This window comes from Streptococcus pseudoporcinus LQ 940-04, assembly GCF_000188035.1.
GTDB classification, from domain to species: Bacteria; Bacillota; Bacilli; order Lactobacillales; family Streptococcaceae; genus Streptococcus; species Streptococcus pseudoporcinus.
Window position 1 is genome coordinate 90933 of record NZ_AEUY02000005.1, and the last position, 20340, is coordinate 111272.

A 20340-nucleotide genomic window follows, 5' to 3' on the forward strand; every position below is an offset into this window, starting at 1 on the left:
AAGTAAAAGCCTAAAAAGACTTATAATCCTCTCTAGAAGCTAAAAAGCTTGTTCATAATGCTAAACTAGCATCCATTAAACAAGCTTCATTTATCTATTCTTCAATTAACTCAATATCCGCACCAAGCGCTTTTAATTTTTCAATAATTTTAGCATAACCACGGAGAATAAATTCAATATTATGAATTTCCGTGCGGCCTTCAGCCATTAAACCTGCTGTTACTAAAGCAGCTCCAGCTCTTAAATCGGTTGCCTTAACTTGAGCTCCGGTCAATTGATTTGGCCCTTGAAACACAATTTGACCACCTAATATTGAAATATTAGCACCCATACGAGCTATTTCAGGAACATGATTGACACGTTTTTCATAGATGGTATCAATAATAGTACCCCGACCATGTGCAGACAAAAGCAGAGGTGTCATCGGTTGTTGTAAATCTGTAGCAAAGCCAGGATAAGGCGACGTCTTCACATTCACAGCTTTAAGATTCTCCTGTTTTTCAACAAAGATAGCATCTTCTTCAACTGTCATACGAACACCCATTTCTTCCAGCTTAGCAATAAAACTTTCTAAATGTTCATATAAAACATTTGTGATTTTAATCCCTTCACCAATAGCTGCTGCCATGGCAATATAGGTACCTGCTTCAATTCTATCCGGAATAACTTGGTGATTTGTACCATGAAGCGCTTCAACACCTTCAATCGTAATCATATCCGTACCAGCACCTCGAATATGTGCTCCCATGTTGTTTAACAAGGTTGCAATATCAATAATTTCAGGCTCTCTAGCGGCATTCTCAATCACTGTTTTCCCCATTGCACGAGTCGCAGCTAACATTGTATTAATGGTTGCCCCCACACTAACGGTATCCATATAAATATGAGCACCGTGCAGCCGTCCATCTTTAGCCTCTAAATGCATATATTCACCTTCAAAGGAGACCTCCGCCCCCATCGCTTCAAAAGCTTTTAAATGCAAATCAATCGGTCTTGGCCCTAAATCGCAACCTCCTGGCAGACCAACAGTAGCTTTTCCAAAACGGCCTAATAAACTACCATAAAAATAATAAGAAGCCCTTAAACTGTTGATTTTCCCATAAGGCATAGCAATACTTTTAACCTGGCTAGGATCAATCGTAAGAGTTTCATCCTGATAGTGACACCGAGCCCCCATAATTTCCATAATATCAACCAGACTATCAACATCACTGATATTAGGAACACCATCTAAAGTCACCTTTTCATTAGCTAAAATAATAGCAGGAATTAAAGCTACCACACTATTTTTTGCACCAGAAACAGCTACTTGTCCCGATAAAGGCTTACCACCATTAATAATAATTTTTCGCATACTTTCAGATCTTTCTTAAACTAGAATTCAACCTTTTTATTTTATCATAATTTAATATGCAATACAAATGAATGATCAGACTGACTTTACAGTATTCAGAAGATATCCATTAAAAATTCAAAAAAAGATAGATGATTACTCACCTATCTTCTTACAAAAGTTAAAAGTATAAGGAAATTTTAACTTAAGAGTTCCTTCAAAGCATCAACTTTATCTGTTTTTTCCCAAGGAAGCTCAATATCTGTTCTTCCCATATGCCCATAAGCAGCCGTTTGTTTGTAAATAGGCCGCTTTAAATCAAGCATCTGGATAATTCCAGCAGGACGTAAATCAAATAATTGTCTGACTGCTGCTTCAATACGACTCTCTGATACAGTCGCTGTCCCAAAAGTATCAATTCTAACAGAAACCGGCTGGGCAACCCCAATTGCATAAGCCAACTGCACTTCAGCTTTTCTAGCTAGTCCAGCTGCAACAATATTTTTAGCAATATAGCGAGCCGCATAGGAAGCTGAGCGATCCACCTTAGTAGCATCTTTACCAGAGAAGGCACCTCCACCATGACGTGAATATCCTCCATAGGTATCAACAATGATTTTCCGCCCCGTTAGGCCAGAGTCTCCTTGAGGTCCGCCAATAACGAATCGTCCTGTCGGATTGATAAAATAGCGTGTCTGGCTATCTAGTAAATTAGCAGGTATAACTGCTTTAATAACCTGATTAATCACATCTTGTCGAATGCGTTCATTGCTAACTTCAGGATCATGTTGGGTCGAGATAACAACAGTATCAACTCTAATCGGTTGATCTGCCTCATCATACTCAACTGTCACTTGAGATTTGGCATCCGGCCTCAAATAAGAAATAGTACCAGCTTTTCGCAAATCAGCTAATTTTTTAACCAGCTTGTGTGATAGAGATATAGGTAGAGGCATTAATTCAGGCGTTTCATCAATCGCAAAGCCAAACATTAGCCCCTGATCACCAGCGCCTATAGCATTCAATTCGTCAGCAGCGCCTTCACGGACTTCTAGAGCTTCATTAACCCCTTGCGCGATATCAGCTGATTGCTCAACTAAAGACGGGTGTACGCCTACAGAATTCGCAGAAAAACCATACGCTGCCTCAGTGTAACCAATTTCTGCAATAGTATCACGGACTACACGATTAATATCAACATAAGCTGATGTCGAGATTTCCCCAAAAACATGGACAGATCCAGTATATACAACTGTCTCAGCAGCTACATGGGCTTCTGGATCTTCGGTAAGGATCGCATCTAAAATAGCATCTGAAATTTGGTCTGCAATCTTATCTGGATGTCCCTCCGAAACTGACTCAGACGTGAAAAGTTTACGTTCTGACATATAAATGTCCCCCTTTTAATAAGTTTAAACACTTGCAAGCTTAATTCTTGCAATTTTATCAGTCTTTTAGACCGATGTGGTTAAAAAGTTACAAAGAACCAGAAAAATAATCTTTTCTGCCTTTTCGGGACTCATTAACTTATCTATTATATCATTTTTTTTGAGATTATTAATAGATTGCCTTTGAGAAAACATGGAAAGACAAGGAAGATTAGTCAGTCACTTCTTTACTATCCTCTTTATCGTCAACACTCTTCTCTGCTAATTTAGGAGCTTCATTAACCGGTTGATTTCCTTCAATAGAACCTTCTGTAACAGCTTTAAAATGTTGAGCTACTCCGACCGGAATTCCTTTTTCATTTAAAGTCAACTCTTCTTTAGGTATGTGATTATGGCTGACGTCTAAACTATTAACCTGTTGATTTGGCTCAGATAAGTTTAAGGTGTTAATATCATTAGAAGCTGCACGCAGGGTTTCCAGTGATTGATAATCATTTATTCCCTCTAGGTTTTGTAATTTATTGTCAGAAACATTTATAAATTTTAAAGATTCCTGTTTCCCAGGAATTTTTAGACTGCTAATTTTATTTCCTTGAACATCAAGGAAATGAAGTTTTTTAGCTAACTCGATTCCCGCTAAATTTTCAATTTGGTTTTTTGCTGCAGTTAATTCTGAAAGTGACAGATTTTTCCCCAAGAATGTTAGATGTTTCAGACCAGTATTGTTAACTGTCAGAGTCTCCAAATTCGGAAGGTTTAAAGTTGATAAATCCACATTACTATTTTCTGAAAGATTCAAAACTTTTAAATCTTTCTTCCCAGCTAATGAACTCAAGTCGCTAATTTTATTATTTTCAATATGAATTTCTTGCAATTTTTCCAAACCTTGTAAGGGCTTCAGATCTTGAATAGCATTATTACTCAATACTAAAAATTTTAAATTGGGAAGTTCTGCTAAGGGTTCCAATGATTTGATATTATTATCTGCTGCTGCAATTAAATTCAAGTTTTTATAAGGTTTCAAAAAGCTTAAATCACTTATCTGATTTTGTGAGATATCAATAGCTTCAAGCTCTGGCATATACTGTAAGAAGTCATAGTTCTGAACCCCTGTTGCTGTCATTAATAAGCGTTTCAATTTTTTAAATTGAAGGACTGGCTTCATATCATCAATTGGTGTAAAGCCAATACCTAAGGTTTCTAAATTGGGAAGAAGGGCCAAACCAAACCGTTTCAAAGGATTCTGACGACTACCCAGGTCTAATTTGCTAACTGTAGCTAACCATTTCTTCATTAACTCCGGATTGGTCTCATTAGATGGAAATGGGGTTTCTGCTTGATGGGTTCTAACAATGTCAAGAATGACATCATCATCAAAGCCCATCTTTTTCAAGGTCTGCATACCTATTTTGTGTTTCTCTAATTCTCTTGCATGCTCAAGTTCATGGGGATCAGGAATAGGCTTGCCTATTTCAATATCCTCTAACATCAAGACATGACTATGGTCATGATGGGGGTATTTAAGTCCAATCCGACCATCTTCTGTTTCAATTCGTTCAATAGCAGTTGAGGGAAGGTTCAACGCTTTTGCCAAGTAATCTAACTTAAGCTGAAAATCATCTTCTTTTTTATCAACAGTATTGTGTTCCTTTTTATCCGCTTTATTTTCAAATTTATCTGCAACAGCTGCCCAGCCTGATTTCCGTAGATCCTCAAAAGAAATCGGATGCAAATGGCCATTATGATTGACTAAAATACTATCCTTGGTCCTTCCAACAATACCAGTTCCATCAAATTTAAAGCCATCCGAGGTAGCATAGTCTAAACCGGAAATCCCTCTATTTTGAGGCACATAATGGGTATCACGATGAAAAGTCTGATGATGAATTGGATGATTAGGTGTAGCAGGAGCAAGCCCTAAACTAGATTTTAAAATATAATGAAAATGATCATCATGCCTTACGGTATAGCCATTAGCATCTTCTGCAACAATATCCTTAGGATCAAAGACATAATGGTGACCTGCACCAAAATCAGAAGATTTCATCTCCAATGAGGATGGCTTGTTTAGACTTGCACCTGCAGGTATCAAATAGGCAAAGGCAGTTCCTTGTAAATCTTTATAAAATATAAAATGAGAGTGATTGCCATGTTCTACTACAATTCCTGAATCCGTCCGAGATAGAATCTTTGAATGAGCATCTAATTTAAAACCATCGCTGGTAGGATAATCAACACCTGCTATTCCCTTCTTTTTTTGAGAAGAAGCTATTTTTGAATTCTTTTTAACTTCAGTGCTGATTTTCTGACTTCCAGACATTGTTTTTGGTGATTCTTTAGACTGTGATAAATTAATGGCGATAGCAGTACCACATGATAATGTCAGTCCCACTATAAATAAATAGGTACGTTTTTTCATTTTTCCTCCAAAATTTTAGTTAACTAGTTAATTATATCAAAAAAGTTTCTTTTTGCAATCCTTTATTTATTTTATTATAATATTTACTTAATTAAATAAATTAGCTTTTCTCAGCTTCAGCTTTAAAAAGAACAAAAAATAAGCTATACTATAGCTATGAAAACATCTGAAAAAATATACACTCTTCTAAATGAATCTAATCAATTTGTTAGCGGTGAAGTGTTGGCAGATAAAATGAATTTATCTAGAACTTCTATCTGGAAAGCGATTAAATCTTTGGAAAATCAAGGATTAGTTATTGAGAAATCGAAAGTTAAAGGCTATAAGCTGCTAAGGGGCGACTTGCTTTTGCCTAATCAAATCAGTCAAGCTATAGGCTTTCCAGTAACCTTAACAGCAAATAGTATCTCAACCCAGAAAGATGCTAAAGATAGTATTACAGCTAATGGGCAGACTCCCCATTTATTTCTAGCAACCAATCAGAAAAAAGCTAAGGGTCGAATGAATCGTGATTTTTTCACATCTAATACAGGTGGTATCTATATGTCTCTTCATTTGAAACCAAATGCGACCTATGCACAACTCAACCCCTACACACTGATGGTTGCTTCAAGTATTGTTAAAGCCATTTCTCGTTTAACAGGTATTGAAACCCAGATTAAATGGGTTAACGATATCTACCTGGGACAAAAAAAATAGCCGGTATCATCACCGAAGCTATTACTTCTGTTGAAACAGGCTTAATTACAGATGTTATTATTGGCCTAGGTTTAAATTTCGATATTCCAAGCTTTCCTGATGAAATCAGCTCTAAGGCAGGATCCCTTTTCCAGGGAAATGCCTCTATTAATCGCAACCAATTAATCATCGAAATATGGGATCTATTCTTTAATATTCCTGTTAAAGATCATCTAAAGGTTTACAAAGAAAAGTCGTTAGTTATAGACCGAGAGGTTTCTTTTTTAGAAAAAGAACAGCTAGTAACTGCACGCGCTATTGACATTACAGATCAAGGTCACCTTGTCGTCCAACTAGCTGATGGCCAAGAGCAAATCTTAAGAAGTGGCGAAATTAGTCTTTCTTCTTGGTAGATCGAGTTGCTTCTAATAGGCTCTTAGCAAATTTATTGATGGCATGAGCTTTTCGTAAATCTCTTAGCAACAAAAAACCCCAGAAGCCAGCAAATAATAAGTGACCTGAAAAAATTGCTTCATTAAAAAAATAAGTTTCAAAGGCACAAATAATGGCCATAATGATAAATTGTCTAATTGTCATATTGCTATTCTATCAATAAAAAGAAAATTCTGCCAAGAATTTTCTTTTTTAGTGAGCACTAATCCTCTGATGTTTTTATTTTGTCCTTTAAGAAACCAAACTCCTCTGGAATCTCATTGGATCTTTTTTCTTCTACTGGCTCCTGTGATTGGGTCTTCATTTGCTTAGCAAACTCCGACCTAATGTGATTAAAATCAGCCCTCGGTACTGCAAGGATATTTGGTGAAAAGCCAGCAGCCTTACTCATAATATTCCCAAATATATCATTTAAATCTTGACGATTCATAGCTTGTTCTGCGTTAAAGGCTGCCTCAAAGGCTAAAATAGCATTTTCACTATTAGCGAGAACTGGCTCTGAACCTAAAAGCAAAGCTCTATCTTGAGGAGAAATACTATCCAAGATTTCATTCCAAACCGATTTTAAGGAGTCTAGGTATTGTCTTGATTTTTCACGCTCTTGCACAGTCTCTTCCATGATAGTCAAAATTTTCTGACGATCAACTTTATAGGTAAAAGTTTTCCGAGAATAATTAACGTTACTAGCAACAGCTGTATTTACTTGTGTTTGCGAAGTCTGTGATTCTAAAGATGCTAGACTTTCTTTTAGCAAGGCCACTTCAGCCCTTAAGTTTTCCAAATCAGTCACAACTTCTTCTGACATTCCCAAAGTAGTTGCATCACTTGGCTTAGACAAAGCGATGGTCATCATTTCAGCATAAATCCGAGGATGACTACCTTTTTTGATTTCCGGCAAATACTTAGTAATAGTTGCAATCATAGCAAAAATAGTGTCCGTTTCAATCTGCAAATTCTCCTGAAAATGCTTAGATTGTGAATAGGATTGACCACCTACTTTGACCACTAATAAATCTCTCAAATAAGTGAGCAAGTCCGTCGCAAAACGGCTCATACTTTTTCCATTATCAAAAATGGTAGCCAAATCTGATAGCGCCGCTTGGGCATCGTGATGACTGAGGTTGAGCACATAGGTGTCTAGGGCGGCCAAACTAATTGACCCCGTAATTTCCTCAGCAATAGCTAGATCAACTTGGTTTTCAGAGGATAAGCTCAATGCCTGATCCAGTATTGATAAGGCATCTCTCATTCCCCCTTCTGCCCTTCGGGCAATTAAATCTAAGGCAGCCTCTTGATAAGGAATTTCTTCAGTCTCTAAAATCCAGGCAAGGTGGCTACTAATGTCATTCTGTTTAATAGACTTGAATTCAAAGCGTTGAACTCTTGAAAGAATCGTAGCAGGAATTTTATGAAGCTCTGTTGTAGCTAAGATAAAGACAACATTTTGACTAGGCTCTTCCAAAGTTTTTAAGAGAGCATTAAAAGCGCCACTTGATAACATATGAACTTCATCTATAATGTAAACTTTATAAGTTGCTCGACTAGGGGCATAAGTTGATTTATCACGAATCTCACGAATCTCATCTACGCCATTATTTGAAGCTGCATCAATCTCAATCACATCTTCTAAGCTACCGTTGGTAATATCACGGCAGATATCACAGTGATTACAAGGTTCCCCATCAACTTGATTTGGGCAGTTCATCGCTTTTGCGAAAATTTTAGCGGCACTTGTCTTGCCCGTTCCGCGCGGTCCAGAAAACAAATAAGCATGGCTGATCTTACCAGACGAAACAGCTTGTTTTAAAGTTGTCGAAACCACCTTTTGGCCAACCATTTCAGCAAAGGTTTGACTCCGGTATTTCCGATACAAAGCTTGGTACATTAGTTTTTCACCCCAAACATCTCAAAATTGAAAGAGCTATTTTCTACCAAAATTGCAACCAATTGTTCCAGATAGAGACGGTCTAACTGATCATAATCACCCACTACCGAGGAGTCCAAATCTAAGACTCCTAATAAGTGCCCATTTTTAATTATAGGCACCACAATCTCGCTCATCGCCTTGGAATCACAGGAAATATAATTGTCATGTTGCAGGACATCTGCTACAATAATTGTTTTTTCTTCTAGCGCAGCTTGACCACAAACACCTTTACCCAGAGCAATCCGAACACAGGAAACACCCCCTTGAAAAGGGCCTAGAATGAGTTCATTGCCATCAAATAAATAAAAACCTGAAAAAACGGAATGAGGCAAGCTGGACATTAATAAAGCACTAGCATTTGCTAGGTTTGCTAAAGCATTATCTTCGTTAGCAAATAAAGCCTGCGCCTGAGCAATCATGAGTTGATAATTTTTTTCTTTTGTCCTTATATTCATTATTCTATTATATCACAAGAAGTTTTTTTCTTTAAGTATTACCTTTGCTATCCAAAACTTGAATAGCCTACTTTCAATAGCTTAATTGCAACAATAATAAAGATAACTAAAATATCCTAGTATCACAAGGATAACTATACCTAAGAACCAAACCACTTGAAAGTACCATTTCTGTGTTTTATGGTGAAATACTTTTGCACCAAGCCAGGCACCTAAGCCCCCAAAAAGCAGAGTAATTATAATTAAAGTTGATTCTGAGATACGCCATCGGCCTTTAATGGCTCTGCCTTTATCAATCCCATACACCACAAAAACAATCACGTTCCATAACAACAATACACTGAGAACTACTAAAATTCCTTTCAAATTAGTCACCTTGATATTCCGCTAATATACTTGCAATTTTCGTGTTAATTAAATCAATAGCTACGACATTACTCACACCTTCAGGAACAATAATATCTGCATAACGTTTACTTGGCTCAATAAATTGATGGTACATAGGTTTAACAACGCTTGTGTACTGTTCAATAATACTATCTAAACTTCTACCACGTTCCATCATATCACGTTTAATACGACGAATAATTCGAATATCATCATCAGTATCAACGAAAAGTTTGATATCCATTAACTGACGTAAGCGCTCATCTTCTAATACCAAAATACCTTCAACAATAATAACGTCTTGAGGTTCCTGACGGAAGGTTTTAGGACTTCGAGTATGGGCTTTGTAATCATATATCGGAATATCAACAGGGCGCCCTTCTAATAATTCTTTCAGCTGTTCAATCATAAAATCAGTTTCGAAAGCTAAGGGGTGATCATAATTGGTCTTTACTCTTTCTTCAAAACTTAAATGAGCTTGATCCCGATAATAAGAATCATGTTGAATCATAGCAATTCGTGCATTAGGAAAATGATCTAGAATGGCTCGTGATACACTTGTTTTTCCGCCTCCAGATCCGCCGGTAACACCAATGATAATCGGTTTCTTGTTCATTCTTTACTCCATCTCTAAAAAGTCTTCGCTATATTTTACCAAAATTCAAACAATATGGCTATCTCATCCAATTTTAAATTTGAGATTAACTATACTTAGAAACTAATCCTATTTCATGCTATAATAGATGGTAAGAAAATTAAAAGGACCTAGAATGATAAAAGAATTTCCAAAAAGTTGGCAGGATCAACTTACCCAGAGTCGAATAACACAATTAACTCCTATTCAAGAACAAGTTTTTGAACCTATTCGCCAAGGAAAAAATGTACTTGGTATTAGCCCAACTGGAACTGGTAAAACCTTGGCCTATCTCTTGCCAAGTCTATTAAAAATTGAAAGTAAGAAAGCCCAGCAATTATTAATTCTAGCCCCAAATACAGAATTAGCTGGGCAACTATTTGACGTCACGAAAGAATGGGCTGAGCCACTAGGAATAGTCGCACAACTCTTTATCTCTGGTACAAGTCAGAAAAGACAAATTGACCGCCTCAAAAAAGGGCCTCAAATTATAATTGGAACTCCAGGTCGCGTCTATGAATTGATTCAGCATAAAAAAATTAAAATGATGAATGTTGATACCATTGTGTTAGATGAATTTGATGAACTTCTAGGTGACTCACAATACCGATTTGTTCAAAAAATTTCTCACCATGTCCCTAAGAATCACCAGATGATCTACATGAGCGCAACCGATAAGGTTTCAAAAGACGTTTTAGCTGCTGACACCGTAACTGTTGATCTCTCTAGCCAAGAATTAACTTCTATTGAGCACTACTATATCACGGTGGACAAACGCGACCGTCTTGACCTCTTACGAAAATTCGCCAATATCCCTAACTTTCGGGCCCTAGTTTTCTTCAATAGTTTATCTGACTTAGGAGCAAGTGAAGAAAAATTGCAGTATATGGGAACAAATGCTGTTTCACTGGCTAGTGATATCAATGTCAAGTTCCGCAAAGCAATTCTTGAAAAGTTTAAGAATTATGACATTTCGCTCTTACTAGCTACTGATTTAGTTGCTCGAGGCATCGATATTGATCAACTTGAGTACGTCATTCATTTTGAAGTAGCGCGTGATAAGGAAAATTACACTCATCGAGCTGGTAGGACTGGTAGAATGGGCAACAAAGGGGTCGTTATTACCTTAGTCAGCCACCCCGAAGATATCAAAAAGTTAAAAAAATTCGCCCCCGTCTCAGAATTAATCTTGCGTAACCAAAAATTACAAGGAAAATAAAAGCTTTATTTAAGTTTTAGATTGAAGAAAAGGCCCAAAACGAGCAATTTTCTTTAATCTTTTTTTACTTTCATACAAAAACCCCTTTCACTGGACGATCTAGTGAAAGGGGAACATATCAATTGGAGGTTGTTTATTTCATTTGTAAACAAACAACTTACTGTTTTATTCTCCCATCAATTGACTAAGCGTTACACATTGATAGCCTTCTTTTTTTAGGTACTCCAAAACAGTCGGTAAAGCATCTACTGATGTTTGATGAATGTCATGCATCAAAATAACGCCACCAGGTTGTAGTTGACTCTTAATATTGGACATAATCCCTTCAGTACTATGATTTTCCCAATCACGAGTATCCACTGTCCAGAGCATCTGGCTCATACCAGAGGCTTGTTTTACCATATCATTTGTTGCACCGTATGGTGGCCTTAGGTAGACAGGTTTTTGACCACAGGCTTTCACTATAGCATCATTAGTTGATTGTATTTGTGATTTAACTTGATCTGGACTCAACTTAGTTAAGTTGGGATGATCCCAAGAATGATTACCAATATCATTGCCTAAATCATGTACCTTCTTGACTAGTGCCTCATTTCCAGCAATTTTGGATCCCATCATAAAGAAGGTTGCTTTAGCACCATATTTACTTAAGAGTTCTAAAACCTTAGGAGTGGTTGCAGGATTTGGTCCATCGTCAAAGGTTAGAGCAACCATTTTTTCTTTAGAAACTTTAGCCTTCGCCTCTTCTTTTTTCTTCTTCAGATAGTCTTCATAGTCTTTTTTTATTTGTCCCTTCAGATAATGAGGATTAATCACATCAAACACATTTTGGAAGGGAATAAGTTTCTTATCTTGAATAATAATTCCTTTTTCACTAATCAACAAGCTATCTGTTAGTTTACCCTTCTTCTGTTCAGAAAGGTTTCCCATGATACTAGGATCAAAAACTGTGTCAGGATCCAACTTTTTAATTTCTTGAGCGATCCGATCAATATGACCATTGACTAAGTCAGTCACTTTAAACTGACTATAATCAGATTTTAAATGATAACTGCTAATAACCTTATCCGATTTTTTAGTAATCTTAAACAAGCCTTTTTTATAGGTAATTTGGTGAATAAAGACTTTTTTAACATTTTCTAAAGGGGTATCTTTAAATTCTGGCTTAATAAAAATTATTTCTTTTTTATCACTTAAATTTTGGTAGAAAGATAAAGGTAGATTTTCTTTATAGAAGACACTATTATCCTTTAAGGGTGCTAAGTAATAAAATTGTTTATTACCTTCCTTTAAAACTTTAGTTGATTTTATTTCTGAACCGTCAACCTGCTTCTCGGTTTCTACTATATTTGCGATTTGTTTCTGCATTTGCTTGTCATGGTAAACATAAGTTGCTATGCCAAGACCAATGACTAGAAAAAAAGCGATAATGAAGTATGGAATTTTTTTCATATTTTCTCCTTAACTACTTTGATATTTTAACACAATAGGTAAGGGAAATAAACGGAAAAAATGTGGCATTTTTCAGGAATTTCAGTTAAATTATTCCAAAAATTAAAAACAATTTAAAAAACAAGCTTTCATTGAAAACTTGTTTTTTTGGGGGGTATTTTAGCGTCATTAGGCAATATCAAAAACAATTGATTTTAAGTTTGTCATGGCATCAATTGAATATTTAACCCCTTGTACACCCGCACCTGATTTTTTAGCACCTAGGAATGGGAAATTGTCTGTCCCACGTTGCGTTTTATTGTTAAGATGAACGGTACCAACTTCTAGTTGCTCAGCAATTGCAAAAGCTTGAGGGAAGTTATTAGTAAATACTGATGCCTGCAAACCATATTCCGAAGCGTTTGAAATCTCAATTGCTTCTTCGACAGACTTCACACGAATAAATGGTAAAACTGGTCCAAATGGTTCTTCCCACGCTAAACGCATATCAGTTGTGACATGGTCAAAAACAACTGGTGAAAGAAGATTTCCCTCACGTTTGATTTCTGTTAAAGCTTTTGCACCTTTAGCATTAGCATCTTCAATTAAACCTTCAACAAAGTCAGCAGCCTTAGTATCAATCAAAGGAGTAATATCAGCATCGTCAGCTGGCATACCAATGCTTAGTTTGGAAACTAAGTTGCAAACATGTTTTTCTAGCTCATCGGCAACGCTATCCATAACTAAGACACGTTTAACTGCTGTACAACGTTGTCCAGAGTAGCCAAAAGCACCAGCAACAATATTCTTAGCAGCCAAAGCTAAATCCGCATCTTCTAAGACGATTGCTGAGTCTTTACCACCCAGTTCAAGCATAATTGGACGCATACCAGCTAATTGACCGATATGTTCGCCAACAGGTGTCGAACCTGTAAAATTAATAAAGTTAACAGCTTCGTGTTCAACAATGTAATCCCCAATAACAGAACCACGGCCTGTTATCGTATTAAAGACACCTGCCGGTACTCCTGCTTCAGCAAAGACTTCTGCCAGTAGCAAACCAGAAATAGAACCTTGTGTTGGCGGTTTAAGAGCAACAACGTTACCGGCAATTAAAGCAGGGGCGATTTTTGAACCTGCTAAATTAATCGGATAATTAAATGGCGAGATAGCTAATACTAGACCTACAGGTTCGTGCCGAACAATAGCAATTTTTTTCTTACTTGAGGCTTCGAAACTACCACCTTCAAGCACTTCCCCTTCCATACGGATGCCTTCTTCGGCAGCATAGTTGATAATTTCAGCCGTACGAACAACTTCACTTACAGCTGCTTTGTGACCTTTTGCCACCTCTTTAGAAAGAATAGCACCAATCTTTTCTGCATCTCTAACTAAAATATCTGCTGCTTTATGTAGAATCGCCGCGCGCTCCACATATGATAAACTACGCCAAGCTGGAAAGGCTTTTTTAGCTGATTCATAGACAAAATCTACTTCATCAGTTGACATAGCTGGAACAGAACCTAATTCTTCCCCAGTTGCTGGTGCATAAATCTTGATGTCATTTTCAGAAAGTTTCCATTCTCCATTAACAAGATTTTTATACTGTTTAGTCAAATTACTTATCTCCTTTTTAGATAATATATCTATTCTAACACTTTTTCAGGATAATTCAAACATCTGATATAGTTATTTTCAGAATATTAAAACAATTTGATTCATCAAAATAGTTGTAAAAACCTTGGTTCTCCAACTTCTTAAAATTTAAGAAACCTATGCAAAGTTAAAGTTTTGGAAATGTCAGAAGTTTGCAAATTTAACAATAGCTCTTATAAAGACTATAGCAGCAGTATCTATAAACGTTTTTAGTAGCGAATCCAACAAAAAAAGATTGAAGAAAATGGTCCAAATTGGACTTTTTCTTCAATCTGAGAAGTCGGTTCTCCAACCTCTTAGATTAATTTTCTGGTAAGTAATCTTTTGCTAAGTCAAGCACTTCTTCAGCTGTAGAACATTCTGTCAATGCACGTTGTGCATATTCGCGCATTTTAGCAATATCAAGAGTTTTCATTAAGCTCCGTGTACGTAATACCGAGGTAGCCGACATTGAAAACTCATCTAAGCCCATACCAACAAGCAATGGAACAGCTTGTTGATCACCAGCCATTTCACCACACATCCCAGCCCATTTACCTTCAGCATGAGCCGCTTTAATGACATTATTAATTAAGCGTAGGATCGATGGGTTATAAGGTTGATAAAGATATGAAACTTGTTCATTCATACGGTCAGCAGCCATTGTATATTGAATCAAATCATTTGTTCCAATTGAGAAGAAATCAACTTCTTTGGCAAATTGGTCGGCTAACATTGCTGCCGCCGGTATCTCAATCATAATACCAACTTGAATATCCTCTGAAACTGCAATTCCTTCAGCTGTAAGTTTCGCTTTTTCTTCCTCAAAAACAGCTTTCGCTGCACGGAATTCTTTCAGGAGTGCAACCATAGGGAACATGATACGCAGTTGACCGTGAACAGAAGCGCGTAACAAGGCACGAATCTGTGTACGGAACATAGCATCTCCTGTTTCAGAAATTGAGATACGAAGGGCACGATAACCTAAGAATGGGTTCATTTCTTTTGGAAGATCAAAATATGGTAATTCCTTATCTCCACCGATGTCCATTGTACGGACAACAACAGGTTTACCATTCATGCCCTCTAAAACAGCTTTGTAGGCTTCATACTGTTCATCTTCAGTTGGGAAATCTTGTGAATCCATATATAGGAACTCTGTACGGTATAAACCAACTGCTTCAGCACCATTGTCATTGACACCTTCAACATCTTTTGGGGTACCAATATTAGCTGCAAGTTCAAAATGCTGACCGTCGGCTGTAACAGTTTCAGCATCTTTTAATAACGCCCATTCAGCTTTTTGTTTAGCATATGCAGCACCTGCTTCTTTAAAAGCAACAATCTGATCTTGGCTAGGGTTGATGATCACTTCACCAGTAATCCCATTAACAGCGACAATATCACCGTCTTTAACACGCTGTGTAATGTCGTTTGTCCCTAAAACAGCAGCAATTTCAAGGGTACGTGCCATAATAGCAGAATGGCTAGTACGTCCACCAATGTTAGTAACAAAGGCTTTAACAAATTGCTTGTTTAATTGTGCTGTATCAGAAGGAGTCAAATCATGCGCAATAACAATTGATTCTTCATCAATTGTAGCAGGATTTGGTAACTTAACACCTAAAAGATGTGCCAATACGCGTTTGGCAACGTCACGAATATCAGCTGCACGTTCTTGCATGTATGGATTATCTTCCATACCTTCAAAGATTGTGATGAACATATCCGTTACTTCTTTTAGTCCAGTTTCTGCATTAGTTTGTTTTGCACGAATGGTCTCTTTTATCTGGCTAATCATTTCAGGATCAGCTAAAACCATTAAATGGGCATCAAAAACTGATGCTGCTTCTTCTCCTAAGCTCTCTACTGCTTTTTCACGAATAACAGAAAGCTCGTCTTGTGAAGCTTGTAATGCTACATCAAGGCGAGCTTCTTCTGCGTTTGTATCTTGGACTGTGACAGTCTCAAACGACAAATCCGGTTGAACGAGTAGATATGCTTTGGCAACGGCAACACCATCTGAAGCTGCAATTCCATTAAGCATTTCTGTCATAATCTTATGCCAATCCTTCTTTTGTCATTGTGTCTTCGATAGCTGCAATAGCATCATCAGCGTCAGCACCTTCAGCAGTGATTGTAACATCAGCACCTTGACCAACACCAAGGCTCATTACGCCCATGATTGATTTTAAGTTAACAGCTTTACCTTTATAGTCTAAAGTGATGTCAGATGCAAATTTGCTAGCTGTTTGAACTAGTAATGTTGCTGGACGTGCGTGAATTCCTGTTTCCGCAACAATGTGAAAATCTTTTGAAGCCATAGTATGGTTCTCCTTTTAATAGTTGTGTATTTTCGAGTCGCCACATGGTAACCCTTACAATAACCGATTATAGCATATTGTATTTTTATTTTCAAGATTAAATCTTCTAACAAGAAAAAAGCACTTAAAATTTTCCTAAAATTTTCATATAGCTCCAATCTAGCTTAAAGCCCTATCTTTATTAGAGTTCTTACAACTCATCTTCATTTACAATCTTAAATTTTCTATAGTTCAACAGAAAGTTTTCATGAAATTTTCTATAGTTATTTCTTTTTCACAAAGCCACTGCCTATTCTTGACGTTACTCAGCTATCCCATTTTCAAGGACATCCTTTAATGAGACAAGATGTCCAAATCATCCTTGCATCACCCAACAAAGAGGAGCACTGTCCTTGTCTTCTTAAATCCTGATCTAATTTAGTTTTTACACAATATATAGTGACGCACCTGAATAACTACCCCAAAATATTGTGTTTTTTTCAGAGAAAAACCTTGCTTTTTAAATACAATTTTTATATGCTATTAGAGTATTGAAAATAGCAAAGGAGAAATTATTTATGATTACACTTTATTCAAAAAATAACTGCATGCAATGTAAAATGACCAAAAAATTCTTAGAACAAAATGGTGCAAGCTTCCAAGAAATTAACATTGATGAACATCCTGAAAAAATTGACTATGTTAAAAGTTTAGGATTTACTGCTGCTCCCGTCATTGAGAGTGAGCAAATGGTTTTCTCAGGATTCCAACCCGCAAAATTAAAAGAAATTATTTAAGTAGTAAGGAAGATTTTTATGAGTCTTAAAGATATTGGCGATATTTCTTATTTTCGCCTAAATAACGAAATTAACCGTCCTGTTAATGGGACAATTCCTTTAAACAAGGATAAAGAAGCTTTAAAAGCTTTTTTTGAAGAAAATGTATTACCAAATACAAAACAATTTCCATCTATTACTGATAAGATTAAGTTTTTAATGGAAAATGACTACATTGAAACTGCATTTATCCAAAAATACCGCCCAGAATTTCTTGAAGAATTAGCTACTATATTAAAATCAGAAAATTTTCGCTTTAAATCTTTTATGGCAGCTTATAAATTCTACCAACAATATGCTTTGAAAACTAATGACGGCAATTTTTATTTAGAAAGTATTGAAGATCGAGTCATGTTTAACGCTCTCTACTATGCTGATGGCAATGAGGAACTGGCAAAAGATTTAGCAGTTGAAATGATTAATCAACGTTATCAGCCAGCTACTCCTTCTTTCTTGAATGCCGGTCGTAGTCGTCGTGGAGAACTGGTTTCTTGCTTCCTTATTCAAGTTACTGATGACATGAATTCAATTGGTCGCTCTATTAACTCAGCTTTGCAATTATCTCGAATCGGTGGCGGCGTAGGCATTAGTTTATCAAACCTTCGCGAAGCTGGTGCCCCTATTAAAGGCTATGCAGGTGCTGCTTCTGGCGTTGTACCTGTTATGAAACTCTTCGAAGACAGTTTTTCATACTCTAACCAATTAGGTCAGAGACAAGGAGCAGGTGTTGTCTACCTTAATATTTTCCATCCTGATATTATTGCTTTTCTTTCAACTAAGAAAGAAAATGCTGATGAGAAAGTACGCGTTAAGACCTTATCACTTGGTTTAACCGTTCCTGATAAATTTTATGAATTGGCTCGTAACAATGACGATATGTACTTGTTTAGTCCCTACGACATAGAACGTGAATATGGCATTGCTTTCAACTACATTGATATCACCGAGAAATATGATGAGCTAGTAGCTAACCCTAATATTACAAAAACTAAGCTACGTGCTCGTGATTTAGAAACTGAAATCTCAAAATTACAACAAGAATCCGGTTATCCCTATATTATCAATATTGATACGGCAAACAAAACAAATCCTATTGATGGCAAAATCATCATGAGTAACCTCTGTTCAGAGATTTTACAGGTTCAAAAACCAAGTGTTATCAATGATGCTCAAGAATTTCTTGAACTAGGTACGGATATTTCATGTAATCTGGGTTCAACCAATATTCTCAATATGATGACCTCTCCAGACTTCGGTCGCTCCATCAAAGCCATGACTAGAGCCTTAACTTATGTGACCGATTCTTCCCATATTGAAGCTGTGCCAACAATCAAAAACGGTAACCAACAAGCACATACTTTTGGGCTTGGAGCTATGGGTCTCCACTCCTTCTTAGCACAAAATCACATTGAATATGGCAGCCCTGAATCGATAGAATTTACTGATATCTACTTTATGTTGATGAATTACTGGACCTTGGTAGAATCAAACAACATCGCTCGTGAGCGTCACACAACTTTTGTCGGTTTTGAAAAGTCACAATATGCCGATGGAACTTACTTTGATAAATATGTGACCGGCCAATTTATTCCTAAATCAGACTTGGTTAAAGAGCTCTTTAAGAACCATTTTATTCCTCAGGCTTCTGACTGGCAAGCTCTTCGCCAAGCCGTTCAAAAAGATGGTCTCTACCACCAAAACCGTTTAGCAGTCGCTCCTAATGGTTCTATCTCCTATATTAATGACTGCTCTGCTTCAATTCATCCTATAACCCAAAGAATTGAAGAACGTCAAGAGAAAAAAATTGGTAAAATTTACTACCCTGCAAATGGTCTATCTACCGATACAATCCCTTATTACACTTCTGCTTATGATATGGATATGCGTAAGGTGATTGATGTCTATGCCGCTGCAACGCAGCACGTTGATCAAGGCCTATCTTTAACACTTTTCCTTCGTAGTGAGCTGCCAAAAGAGATTTATGAGTGGAAAACAGAAAGTAAACAAACAACACGCGATCTTTCTATTCTTCGTAACTATGCCTTTAATAAAGGTATTAAATCAATCTATTATGTTCGCACCTTTACTGATGATGGGGAAGAAGTTGGCGCAAATCAATGTGAATCTTGTGTCATCTAGTGTTAGAAGGTTCCTTCTAACATCATCAACTGAATAGATCACATTCAGTTTAAAAATAAAACTGCCAGTAATCTACTCAAGAATAGGTTACTGGCTTATATCTTGATAATACTCTTTAGGAGAACTCATACTATGACAACCTATTATGAAGCAATAAATTGGAATGAAATCGAAGATGTCATCGATAAATCAACTTGGGAAAAATTAACGGAACAATTCTGGCTCGATACACGAATACCTCTATCAAATGATTTGGATGACTGGCGCAAACTTTCCGATCAAGAAAAAGATTTAGTCGGTAAAGTTTTCGGAGGTCTAACCTTACTTGATACTATGCAATCTGAAACAGGTGTTGAAGCTATCCGTGCTGATATTAGAACACCTCATGAAGAAGCTGTTTTGAATAATATTCAATTCATGGAGTCTGTTCATGCTAAATCCTACTCTTCAATTTTCTCAACATTGAATACCAAAAAAGAAATTGAAGACATTTTTGAATGGACCAACAATAATGAATTCTTGCAGAAAAAAGCAAAAATCATTAATGACATCTATGCAAACGGAGATGCCTTACAAAAAAAAGTGGCCTCAACTTACCTTGAAACCTTTCTCTTTTATTCTGGCTTTTTCACTCCCCTTTACTATCTAGGAAACAATAAATTAGCAAACGTAGCAGAAATTATCAAATTAATTATCCGTGATGAATCTGTCCACGGAACCTACATTGGCTATAAGTTCCAACTCGGTTTTAACGAATTAAATGAAGAAGAACAAGAATCCTTCAGAGAATGGATGTATGATCTTCTCTATCAACTCTATGAAAACGAAGAAAACTACACTAAAACCCTCTATGATCAAGTTGGCTGGACTGATGAAGTCATGACTTTCTTACGTTACAACGCTAACAAGGCCCTTATGAATCTCGGCCAAGATCCGCTTTTCCCTGATACTGCAAATGACGTGAATCCAATCGTTATGAATGGTATTTCTACTGGAACTTCAAACCACGACTTCTTTTCTCAAGTCGGAAATGGTTATTTGTTAGGCTCTGTAGAAGCTATGCAAGATGACGACTATAATATGGGCCGCTAACCTCTATTAGA

At 36.7% G+C, this 20340-nt stretch carries 16 protein-coding genes and 1 pseudogene; 5 read left to right on the forward strand and 12 right to left on the reverse strand.

All coding sequences use genetic code 11. From position 1 onward, the window contains the following. Nucleotides 1–94: 94 nt before the first annotated feature. The 3 genes from STRPS_RS01880 to STRPS_RS01890 all read right to left on the reverse strand — a co-directional run bounded on the left by STRPS_RS01880 (nt 95) and on the right by STRPS_RS01890 (nt 5140). Nucleotides 95–1354 (reverse strand): UDP-N-acetylglucosamine 1-carboxyvinyltransferase, encoded by a 1260-nt coding sequence (locus tag STRPS_RS01880; protein WP_007894762.1) that lies wholly within the window; start codon nt 1352–1354, stop codon nt 95–97. Between the two features lie 179 nt (nt 1355–1533). Continuing rightward, nucleotides 1534–2721 (reverse strand): methionine adenosyltransferase, encoded by a 1188-nt coding sequence (metK, locus tag STRPS_RS01885; protein ID WP_007894629.1) that lies wholly within the window; start codon nt 2719–2721, stop codon nt 1534–1536. A gap of 211 nt (nt 2722–2932) precedes the next feature. Further along, entirely contained in the window at nt 2933–5140 is a 2208-nt protein-coding gene (locus tag STRPS_RS01890) for a leucine-rich repeat domain-containing protein (RefSeq protein WP_007894718.1), read from the reverse strand. Nucleotides 5141–5296: 156 nt separating this feature from the next. Between STRPS_RS01890 and birA the strand changes: the two are divergent. Next, a pseudogene (gene birA / locus STRPS_RS01895) lies at nt 5297–6231 on the forward strand (bifunctional biotin--[acetyl-CoA-carboxylase] ligase/biotin operon repressor BirA). On the opposite strand, the gene STRPS_RS01900 reads toward birA, so the two are convergent. The 5 genes from STRPS_RS01900 to udk form a co-directional block, all read right to left on the reverse strand. Further along, nucleotides 6212–6415 (reverse strand): DUF3272 family protein, encoded by a 204-nt coding sequence (locus tag STRPS_RS01900; RefSeq protein WP_007894838.1) that lies wholly within the window; start codon nt 6413–6415, stop codon nt 6212–6214. The pseudogene birA and the gene STRPS_RS01900 overlap by 20 nt on opposite strands. Before the next feature lie 58 nt (nt 6416–6473). Further along, nucleotides 6474–8156, reverse strand: a complete 1683-nt coding sequence (gene dnaX / locus STRPS_RS01905; protein ID WP_007894744.1) for a DNA polymerase III subunit gamma/tau — start codon at nt 8154–8156, stop codon at nt 6474–6476. Then, nucleotides 8156–8653, reverse strand: a complete 498-nt coding sequence (locus STRPS_RS01910; protein ID WP_007894791.1) for a GAF domain-containing protein — start codon at nt 8651–8653, stop codon at nt 8156–8158. Before STRPS_RS01910 ends, dnaX begins: the two co-directional genes overlap by 1 nt. A gap of 81 nt (nt 8654–8734) precedes the next feature. Continuing rightward, nucleotides 8735–9019, reverse strand: a complete 285-nt coding sequence (locus STRPS_RS01915; protein ID WP_408646527.1) for a DUF1294 domain-containing protein — start codon at nt 9017–9019, stop codon at nt 8735–8737. 1 nt (nt 9020) lies between these two features. After that, nucleotides 9021–9656: a uridine kinase gene (gene udk, locus STRPS_RS01920; protein WP_007894681.1), complete on the reverse strand. Its 636-nt coding sequence runs from the start codon at nt 9654–9656 to the stop codon at nt 9021–9023. 154 nt (nt 9657–9810) lie between these two features. Here udk and STRPS_RS01925 point away from each other — a divergent pair, with 154 nt between their 5' ends. Next, nucleotides 9811–10893 (forward strand): DEAD/DEAH box helicase, encoded by a 1083-nt coding sequence (locus tag STRPS_RS01925; protein ID WP_007894627.1) that lies wholly within the window; start codon nt 9811–9813, stop codon nt 10891–10893. Between the two features lie 165 nt (nt 10894–11058). Here STRPS_RS01925 and STRPS_RS01930 read toward each other — a convergent pair whose 3' ends face one another. The 4 genes from STRPS_RS01930 to STRPS_RS01945 all read right to left on the reverse strand — a co-directional run bounded on the left by STRPS_RS01930 (nt 11059) and on the right by STRPS_RS01945 (nt 16283). Then, nucleotides 11059–12345 (reverse strand): polysaccharide deacetylase family protein, encoded by a 1287-nt coding sequence (locus tag STRPS_RS01930; protein WP_007894700.1) that lies wholly within the window; start codon nt 12343–12345, stop codon nt 11059–11061. A gap of 168 nt (nt 12346–12513) precedes the next feature. After that, the gene (locus STRPS_RS01935; RefSeq protein ID WP_007894814.1) at nt 12514–13941 is read right to left on the reverse strand and encodes an NADP-dependent glyceraldehyde-3-phosphate dehydrogenase; all 1428 of its coding nucleotides are present in this window, start codon (nt 13939–13941) and stop codon (nt 12514–12516) included. Between the two features lie 340 nt (nt 13942–14281). Continuing rightward, entirely contained in the window at nt 14282–16015 is a 1734-nt protein-coding gene (gene ptsP / locus STRPS_RS01940) for a phosphoenolpyruvate--protein phosphotransferase (protein WP_007894703.1), read from the reverse strand. 4 nt (nt 16016–16019) lie between these two features. After that, on the reverse strand, nt 16020–16283 hold the full coding sequence (locus STRPS_RS01945) for a phosphocarrier protein HPr (protein ID WP_003085030.1): 264 nt from the start codon (nt 16281–16283) through the stop codon (nt 16020–16022). A gap of 557 nt (nt 16284–16840) precedes the next feature. Between STRPS_RS01945 and nrdH the strand changes: the two genes are divergently transcribed. From nrdH to nrdF, 3 genes are all read left to right on the forward strand, one after another. After that, nucleotides 16841–17059 carry a glutaredoxin-like protein NrdH gene (nrdH, locus tag STRPS_RS01950; protein WP_007894655.1) on the forward strand — a complete coding sequence of 73 codons (219 nt, stop codon included), beginning with the start codon at nt 16841–16843 and terminating at the stop codon, nt 17057–17059. An 18-nt stretch (nt 17060–17077) separates the two neighbouring features. Further along, complete coding sequence (nrdE, locus tag STRPS_RS01955; RefSeq protein WP_007894803.1) at nt 17078–19237, forward strand: class 1b ribonucleoside-diphosphate reductase subunit alpha; 2160 nt, start codon at nt 17078–17080, stop codon at nt 19235–19237. A gap of 132 nt (nt 19238–19369) precedes the next feature. Next, complete coding sequence (nrdF, locus tag STRPS_RS01960; protein WP_007894771.1) at nt 19370–20329, forward strand: class 1b ribonucleoside-diphosphate reductase subunit beta; 960 nt, start codon at nt 19370–19372, stop codon at nt 20327–20329. Nucleotides 20330–20340: the final 11 nt, after the last annotated feature.

What these genes read in the sequence shown, in the direction of transcription:
- STRPS_RS01880 (WP_007894762.1), bottom strand. Translation starts at nt 1,354, where the DNA reads ATGCGAAAAATTATTATTAATGGTGGTAAGCCTTTATCGGGACAAGTA.
- metK (WP_007894629.1), bottom strand. Translation starts at nt 2,721, where the DNA reads ATGTCAGAACGTAAACTTTTCACGTCTGAGTCAGTTTCGGAGGGACAT.
- STRPS_RS01890 (WP_007894718.1), bottom strand. Translation starts at nt 5,140, where the DNA reads ATGAAAAAACGTACCTATTTATTTATAGTGGGACTGACATTATCATGT.
- STRPS_RS01900 (WP_007894838.1), bottom strand. Translation starts at nt 6,415, where the DNA reads ATGACAATTAGACAATTTATCATTATGGCCATTATTTGTGCCTTTGAA.
- dnaX (WP_007894744.1), bottom strand. Translation starts at nt 8,156, where the DNA reads ATGTACCAAGCTTTGTATCGGAAATACCGGAGTCAAACCTTTGCTGAA.
- STRPS_RS01910 (WP_007894791.1), bottom strand. Translation starts at nt 8,653, where the DNA reads ATGAATATAAGGACAAAAGAAAAAAATTATCAACTCATGATTGCTCAG.
- udk (WP_007894681.1), bottom strand. Translation starts at nt 9,656, where the DNA reads ATGAACAAGAAACCGATTATCATTGGTGTTACCGGCGGATCTGGAGGC.
- STRPS_RS01925 (WP_007894627.1), top strand. Translation starts at nt 9,811, where the DNA reads ATGATAAAAGAATTTCCAAAAAGTTGGCAGGATCAACTTACCCAGAGT.
- STRPS_RS01930 (WP_007894700.1), bottom strand. Translation starts at nt 12,345, where the DNA reads ATGAAAAAAATTCCATACTTCATTATCGCTTTTTTTCTAGTCATTGGT.
- ptsP (WP_007894703.1), bottom strand. Translation starts at nt 16,015, where the DNA reads ATGACAGAAATGCTTAATGGAATTGCAGCTTCAGATGGTGTTGCCGTT.
- STRPS_RS01945 (WP_003085030.1), bottom strand. Translation starts at nt 16,283, where the DNA reads ATGGCTTCAAAAGATTTTCACATTGTTGCGGAAACAGGAATTCACGCA.
- nrdH (WP_007894655.1), top strand. Translation starts at nt 16,841, where the DNA reads ATGATTACACTTTATTCAAAAAATAACTGCATGCAATGTAAAATGACC.
- nrdE (WP_007894803.1), top strand. Translation starts at nt 17,078, where the DNA reads ATGAGTCTTAAAGATATTGGCGATATTTCTTATTTTCGCCTAAATAAC.
- nrdF (WP_007894771.1), top strand. Translation starts at nt 19,370, where the DNA reads ATGACAACCTATTATGAAGCAATAAATTGGAATGAAATCGAAGATGTC.